This is a genomic window from Actinomyces sp., from assembly GCF_030530635.1.
GTDB lineage: Bacteria > Actinomycetota > Actinomycetes > Actinomycetales > Actinomycetaceae > Actinomyces.
On record NZ_JAUMUL010000097.1, the window covers coordinates 1 to 6,947 of the forward strand.

Annotated in this window: 7 protein-coding genes; 4 read left to right on the top strand and 3 right to left on the bottom strand. The window is 68.2% G+C overall.

The window, feature by feature from the left end; all coding sequences use genetic code 11:
- Window positions 1-499, bottom strand: a 499-nt coding sequence (locus Q4A20_RS14360; protein WP_303124020.1) for a glycine zipper domain-containing protein, incomplete at its 3' end; no start/stop codon positions are given.
- Between the two features lie 373 nt (window positions 500-872).
- Here Q4A20_RS14360 and Q4A20_RS14365 point away from each other — a divergent pair.
- Complete coding sequence (locus tag Q4A20_RS14365; protein ID WP_303124022.1) at window positions 873-1,544, top strand: phosphoribulokinase; 672 nt, start codon at window positions 873-875, stop codon at window positions 1,542-1,544.
- Window positions 1,545-1,775: 231 nt separating this feature from the next.
- Window positions 1,776-2,297 carry a TspO/MBR family protein gene (locus Q4A20_RS14370; protein WP_303124023.1) on the top strand — a complete coding sequence of 174 codons (522 nt, stop codon included), beginning with the start codon at window positions 1,776-1,778 and terminating at the stop codon, window positions 2,295-2,297.
- Here the strand turns inward: Q4A20_RS14370 and Q4A20_RS14375 are convergent.
- The gene (locus tag Q4A20_RS14375) at window positions 2,263-3,642 is read right to left on the bottom strand and encodes a hemolysin family protein (RefSeq protein WP_303124024.1); all 1,380 of its coding nucleotides are present in this window, start codon (window positions 3,640-3,642) and stop codon (window positions 2,263-2,265) included. The genes Q4A20_RS14370 and Q4A20_RS14375 overlap by 35 nt on opposite strands.
- Window positions 3,643-3,872: 230 nt before the next feature.
- Between Q4A20_RS14375 and Q4A20_RS14380 the strand changes: the two genes are divergently transcribed.
- Entirely contained in the window at window positions 3,873-4,481 is a 609-nt protein-coding gene (locus Q4A20_RS14380; RefSeq protein WP_303124025.1) for a DUF1269 domain-containing protein, read from the top strand.
- A gap of 129 nt (window positions 4,482-4,610) precedes the next feature.
- Here Q4A20_RS14380 and Q4A20_RS14385 read toward each other — a convergent pair whose 3' ends face one another.
- Complete coding sequence (locus Q4A20_RS14385) at window positions 4,611-5,489, bottom strand: SMP-30/gluconolactonase/LRE family protein (RefSeq protein WP_303124026.1); 879 nt, start codon at window positions 5,487-5,489, stop codon at window positions 4,611-4,613.
- 144 nt (window positions 5,490-5,633) lie between these two features.
- On the opposite strand from Q4A20_RS14385, the gene Q4A20_RS14390 reads away from it, so the two are divergent.
- Window positions 5,634-6,767 carry a bile acid:sodium symporter family protein gene (locus Q4A20_RS14390; protein ID WP_303124028.1) on the top strand — a complete coding sequence of 378 codons (1,134 nt, stop codon included), beginning with the start codon at window positions 5,634-5,636 and terminating at the stop codon, window positions 6,765-6,767.
- Window positions 6,768-6,947: the final 180 nt, after the last annotated feature.

A 6,947-nucleotide genomic window follows, 5' to 3' on the forward strand; every position in this document is an offset into this window, starting at 1 on the left:
CGGAGGAACCGACCACCGAACCCACGATCGAACCCACCACCGAGCCAACCGTGGAACCCACCGTCGCACCTTCGGAGGAACCGACCACCGAACCCACAATCGAACCCACCGTCGAGCCGACCACCGAGCCGACGCCGGAACCCACCAGTGAACCTACCGTTGACCCAACCATTGCACCCACGCAGGAGCCGACCGCGGAACCCACCAGTGAACCGGCACCAACGTCCAGCGCTGGAACCACGCCCGGAGTGACGCCGTCCTCACCCGGCAATCCGTCCAGCCCCGCCACGAAGTCGTCCTCGCGCGCGAAACTCGCCAAGACCGGCGCAGGAACCACGCCGCTAGCAACGCTCGCCGCGATCCTCCTGCTCGCGGGAATCTCCACCACGGTTGCACGCAGACGGGCATAACCCCGCACAATCGGCGTCGGTAGTCCCGCAGCAACGGACTGCCTGGTGGCGGTCCCGGCCTCATTCGACGCCGGGACCGCCACCCACATATGCGGCTCTCGGTGTGTTGAGGTGTGGTGGGCGGTGAGCAGCCGAGCCGCGTTACTAAGGGTTCTTGAGGACGCGGGCCGCAGGGTGGCGTTGGGTACGCCCCTTCGGCGTCTACTACGCCGGTTAGGTGTTTGCTGAAGGGCTCGGAGGCCTTCAGCAAACACCTAAGTGGCGTACTAGAGGGCATACCGGCGTAGTAGACGACGCCGACCATTCGTCGGAGCCCGTCCGCGCGAAGACAGTCCAGCGGCGGCCTCCCAACACCGCGGTATCCGCCGACACCCCACCGCTTCCCGCCCCTCCCGAATGCCGCCCGCTGAGCGATAATCGCCCCATGCCCACCTCACCGATCGTCCGCACGGCACCGCCGAGATGCTGCTCGCAGATCTGGTAGACCGTCTGGAGCACCGCCTACGCGATGCCACAGGCACCGCCGCAGCCGACCGACCCGGCCGCATCGTAGTCGGACTGACCGGGGCACCCGGGTCGGGCAAATCCACGCTCACGGCGTCGCTGGAGGAGCAGCTGCGGCGTCGCGGGCTGCTCGCGGGCGTCGTGCCCATGGACGGATTCCACATGTCCAACGCCGTCCTGGATCAGCTGGGTCGTCACGGCCGCAAGGGCGCCCCGGACACCTTCGACGTTGCCGGTTACCGGTCCGCTCTAGACCGGGTACGCGCCCCCGAGTACTCAGACGTCTTAGTGCCGGTATATCGGAGGGATCTACATGAACCGGTTGCGGCGGGCGCACTCGTGGACGGTCCGGGCGTCGTGGTCACCGAGGGCAACTACCTGGCCCTGGACTCGGGCGGCTGGGAGGGCATTCGCGCCCGCATCGACCTGCTCGTGATCATTGACGTGTCCGAGGAGGAACTGGTGCACCGCCTGGTGGCCCGCCACCAGGAGTTCGGCCGTAATGCCTCCGACGCCGGCCACTGGGTGCGCACCGTGGACTTGCCCAATGCCCGTCTGGTGTCCGCCTGCGCGCACCGTTGCGACGAATTATGGCGGCCACGGTCAACCGAGACGACAGTCGAGGCATGAGCAGGTATCGGACCCTGCACCCTGAGGCGCAGTCAACCGGAGCCAGGTCGCCGGTACACGGCGGGCGCCGCCGTCTGGATGTCAGCCTTTCTTCAAGCGCTCCCCCGGGTGCCGTCGGCCTCTTCGCGCGCATTTGTGCGTCCATGCCGAGCGCTCCCCCACATAAAACCCATATCCTTCTTGTGCCGGTACTCGAAAAGCGAGTACGCGAAACCGACAGAGAGCATTCCAATGGCACATCTGAAGCTGAAGGCGCTGCTTACCACGTCCGCGCTGGTCGCAGTCACAGCCGCGGCCGGCACGGCCGCCTCGGACCCCAGGGGTGAGTATTACGAGGGCCTCAAGAAGCCCGACTGGAATCCTCCCAATGAGGCATTCCCGATTGCCTGGAGCACGCTGTACACGGACGTCGCCCTGACCACCGGGCTCACTCTGGCCGACCTGTGGGAGGCAGGTGAACTCACCGGCAGCAACAAGGAGGCCAGGAGGTTCCTGGCCGCAACCGTCACGAACCTGGCACTCAACGGGGGTTGGAGCTGGGCCTTCTTCCAGGCCAAGCAGCCGGCACTGTCCGCCGCCTGGGCCGGCGTCCTCGCCGCCAGTTCGGCCGACCTGACCCGTCGCGTCTTCAAGGTCAGCAGGGCCCGCGGCGTGGCCCTGGCGCCCTATGCGGCCTGGACGGCCTTCGCCACCGCCCTGTCGTGCGCGGTGTGGAAGCTCAACGAGCGCCCATCGGGTCAGCACGCGTCTTGAGCCCTCGGCCGGCGTGACGGTCCGCCACTGGGCCGGGGGAGGCGACCTCCACCCGGCCCACCCGGCGGCCGTCCATCGCAATCACCTTCAGGCGTAGATCGTCCCAGGCGACGGCATCGCCCATCCGCGGCACCCGCCCCATCTCGGCCATGACGAAGCCGCCAATGGTGTCGAAGGGGCCGTCGGGCAGCTCCCGGCCCAGCGCCCGGGCCACCTCGGCGCGCCCGGCCAGTCCGTCAATGACAACGGCGCCGTCGCGGCGCACGACGGCGGGCGCCTCCCGGTCGTACTCGTCGGCGATCTGACCGGTGAACTCCTCAACCGCGTCCTCCAGGGTGATGATCCCGTCGGTACCGCCGTACTCGTCCACCACCAGGGCGATATGGGCGTGGGCCGCGCGCATCTGCGTCAACGCCGACACCACGGGTACCGTCGCCGGGAGCAGCAGGATGCTGCGGGCGATCTCGCCGACGGGGCGAGTGTCGTCGGCCGGGGTGATCAGGTCCCGCAGGTGCACATAGCCGACGACGTCGTCGTCATCCCGACCCCGGCGCACCGGGTAGCGGGAATGCTCCAGGCCGGCCAGGGCCGCACGGGCCTCGGCCAGGGACAGGTCGGCGCAGACGAACTCGACTTCGGTGCGCGGCGTCATCACCTCCGACACCGTGCGCTCCCCCACCGACAGCAGGTCCACCACCATCCGCCGCTCCTCCGCACCCAGGTTCTCCTGCGCCTGGATGATGGTGCGCAGTTCTCCCAGACCCACGGACTGCGACTGCGCCGCCGGATCACGACCGAGCAGTCGCAGCAGGCCGTTGGTGGATGCTCCCAACAGTCGGATCACCGGCCGCAGCGCCGCGGTGAGGGCGGCCAGCGGTCGAGCCGCCAGCAGTGCGACGGTCTGGGCGGACTGCATGGCAATGCGCTTGGGCACCAGCTCCCCCACCACCACCGACAGGTAGGAGATCAGCAGGGTGATGCCGATGAAGGTGATCGCCGAGGCCGCTGACTCCCCGAGCCCCACAGCGACGAGGACGGGCGCCAGCGCCGGGGCGATCTGGGCGGCCCCGAATGACGCGGAGAAGAATCCGGCTATTGTCACACCCACCTGGACGGCGGATAGGAACTGATTGGAGTCCGCGGTCAGACGCTTGACCACGGCTCCGGCACCGCCGCGTCGTGCGAGTTCGTCCACCTGGGTGGGGCGCAGGGACACCAGCGCCATCTCGGAGGCAGAGAAGCAGGCACCCACCAGGATGAAGGCGAGCACGAGCAGGCAGTTGCGCAGCAGCGGATCCACGCCCGCATTGTCGTGGGTGAGACTCGCGGATTCCTGAGCAATCACTCGGACGCTGCATGGAGCCGTATGCGTATAGCCCGACCCGGTTTTCTGACCGTATGCTGATAATGGCTCGCAGACATGCTCAACGACCCCCGTACTTACACCAAGAAAACACCCGGAGAATGCCTGAAAACGGCCAATTCCTCTAACAACTGACTTGCAGGAGTTGTTTACTTTTCTCGTCATCAGCCCCATGGGGCCGTCAACCGACTAATTAGGCAGGAGTCAGCATTATGACCGCACACAACTTCGTCGTCATCACCTTCGCGGAGTCCAGTAAGGCCTATGAGGCGCTCAGCGACATCCGGCAGGCGGCACAGGCGGACAGGATCTCGGTGCCCGCCGCGATCATCGCCGAGCGGGAGCCGGACGGCCACCTGCACCTGGCCGAGGGCGCGGACTCCCGCATCGGCGACGGCGCCTTCTCCGGCGGGTTGATCGGAATGGTGGTCGGCATCCTGGGCGGGCCCTTGGGGATGCTGCTCGGCTGGGGCGCCGGCTCCCTGGCCGGGGGCTTCGTGGACGTGGGACGCATCAACCGTGCCGAAACCGCCATCGGCGAGTTCAGTTCGCGCCTGCCCGCAGGCACGACGGCGATCTTCGCCGAGGTCCGCGAGTACGCCGAGGAGGTGCTGGACGGGTTGGTCGCCCCGCTCGACGGCGTGGTGGTGCGACGTCCCGCCGACGAGGTGCTGGCCGAGCTGGAGGCGGCCCAGGAAGCCACCGAGGCTGCGCATCGTGAGGCCGCCAAGGTCATGCGCCAGGAACGCCGACAGGAACGCAAGGACGCCTGGGAGGAGCGCATCGCCCGGCTAAAGGAGCGCTTCCACCACAAGGGCTGAAGACCGGCCGTCGGCCCCACAGCCGGACGGCAGACCGAGCCAGCGGCCAGGCGGCCGAACGGCTCCGCGGCCTGGTGGCCGACCGGCGGGCTCACGCCATCCACCGCCTGCGGCGAACGCGCCCCTGTCCTAACTTCTGAAGGGCAGGGGCGCGAGCCCTTTCACACCCGGCTCCGCGGCGAAGATGGAACCGGCGGCGGGTTCGACGTCGTCGGGCAGGTTCTCGCGGGAGGTGGTGATGTACAGGGTGGTGTAGTCGGCGCCGCCGAAGGCGCACGCGGTGACCTGCCGCACCGGGAGTTCCACGACCGCGTCCAGGGCGCCGTCGGCGGTGTATCGGCGCACGGCCGCACCCCCGTTCAGCGCCACCCACACCCCGCCGTCGGCGTCCACGCAGAGGCCGTCGGGGTGACCGTCAACGGGATCGATGGACACGAGGGGGCGCGGGTCGGTGAGCCCGCCGCGGTCGGCGCCGGTGGGCCGGTATTCCATGGCGACCACCGTACCGGTGGGCGTGTCCGTCCAGTAGGCGGTGCCGCCGTCGGGTGAGAAGCCCAGCCCGTTGCAGATGGTGGCCCCGCCCCAGGCGGTCAGCGGCTCCGAGCCCGGGCCGTCCCAGCGGTACATGGTGGCGCCACCGGGGGTCTTCGCATACGGCATGGTGCCGATCCAGAAGCGACCGTCGGGGTCGCAGCCACCTTCGTTGGTGCGCACAGCCGGGTCGGCGAAGAGCTCAGCCGCGGGAGTGAGGTCACTCAAGTCCTCCCGACGGCTCAGGGAGATTCCGCGTTCGGTGGCGACGATCGCGCCGCCGTCGACGCGGGGGCGGATCACCGCGGCAACCGGGGAGCCGACCGGTAGGCGGCGGTGACCGGAGTCGGCGGCATCATCCAGTTCGATGACGGTGCCGGCAAGCATGTCCACGAACCGGAGCCGCCCGGTGGCCTCCCACCAGCAGGGTCCTTCGGCGTGGTAGGCGATGGTGTCGGTGATGCGTTGCGCCCGCATGGGGAAAGGCTACGCTGAACTCCTCTGGGCGGATAGTGGTGAATAGTCGGGGGCGTCCACCGGTTGGACGGCGTCGGCGCCGACGGGGAGCTTCGGTCTACCGTGCCTGGGAAGTCCGCATCCCCTCAATGTTCAAAGGCTCCCATGTCCCCGTCCGTCTCCCCCACCGTCCCACACCCAGAGTCCCCCGCCGACCAGCCGCCACCCGGCAGGTATCGCACTCCCGGGTCCGTCTCCGGTATCTCGGCCTGCGAGGAGCGGCGTCAGGAGCGCAGCGCACGGATAGCGGTGGCGGTCTTCCCCCTGGTGATGTTCGCGGCCTTTCTGGCGGCCTTCCTCTCCCCAAACACCTTCGTGCCACTGTCGAATTACATGACGCCGCTGCTGGCCGTGACCATGCTGGGCATGGGCATGACCCTGTCGGTACCCGACTTCACCCTGATCGTGCGCCACCCCGTGCCGGTGATCGTAGGCGTGCTCTCACAGTTCTCGGTGATGCCGCTGGTGGGGTGGTTCATCGCGCAGATGTTTCCTCTTCCCGATGAGCTCAAGATCGGCATCATCCTCATCGGTTGTGTACCGGGTGGGACGACGTCGAACGTGTGCAGCTTCCTGGCCAAGGGGAACACGGCCCTGAGCGTGTCCATGACCGCGCTGTCCACCATGCTTGCTCCCGTGGTCACCCCGCTGCTCACCCTGTGGCTCGCGGGAACGTACATGGAGGTGCCGGCTGGGTCCATGGCGCTGTCCATCGTGCAGATCGTCCTGCTGCCGGTGGGGACCGGGCTCGTACTGAACATGTTCGCCCACCGGCAGGTGGCCCGCATCCAGCCTGTCATGCCGTGGGTGTCGGTGGTGGCGATCGCCGGGGTGGTGGCGGCGGTGGTCTCTCGCAGTCAGGCGCTGATCGCCACTGCGGGCCTGCTGATGTTCGTGGCCATTGCCGTGGAGAACGCCATCGGCTACGGCCTGGGGTACACGGTGGCGCGAGCCATCGGAGTCTCGCGCCGGGACCGACGCACCATTTCCATTGAGACAGGTCTGCAGAACGCCGGTCTCGGCTCCACGCTGGCCGTGGCCTACCTCAGTGCCGGTGTGGCCGCACCGTGTGCGGTGGCGACCTTCTGGCACACAATCACCGGCTCCATGCTGGCCATGTACTGGCGCCTGCGCGGCTTCCCCGCTGGAGAGGACCCGCGCGCCACGGTCCGAGAGCTGCGTAAGCGCTCCGCCGTAGGGGAAGCCGCGACCGTCGGGGAGGGCACCGCCGTCGAGTAGAACACCGCCGTCGGGGACAACGCGGCCGAGTCGGCCTGACCGACACGGAAGCAACCCGGCACCGATGTTGAGAGTCCAAGTGGGCAGGGGCAGCCGGGCTGGAATGACGTCATCCTGGCTCGCAGTTATTCGGCGTTTCGCGTTTGAGGGTGTGGGTGGAGCCGGGAGTCGGTTCGCTCG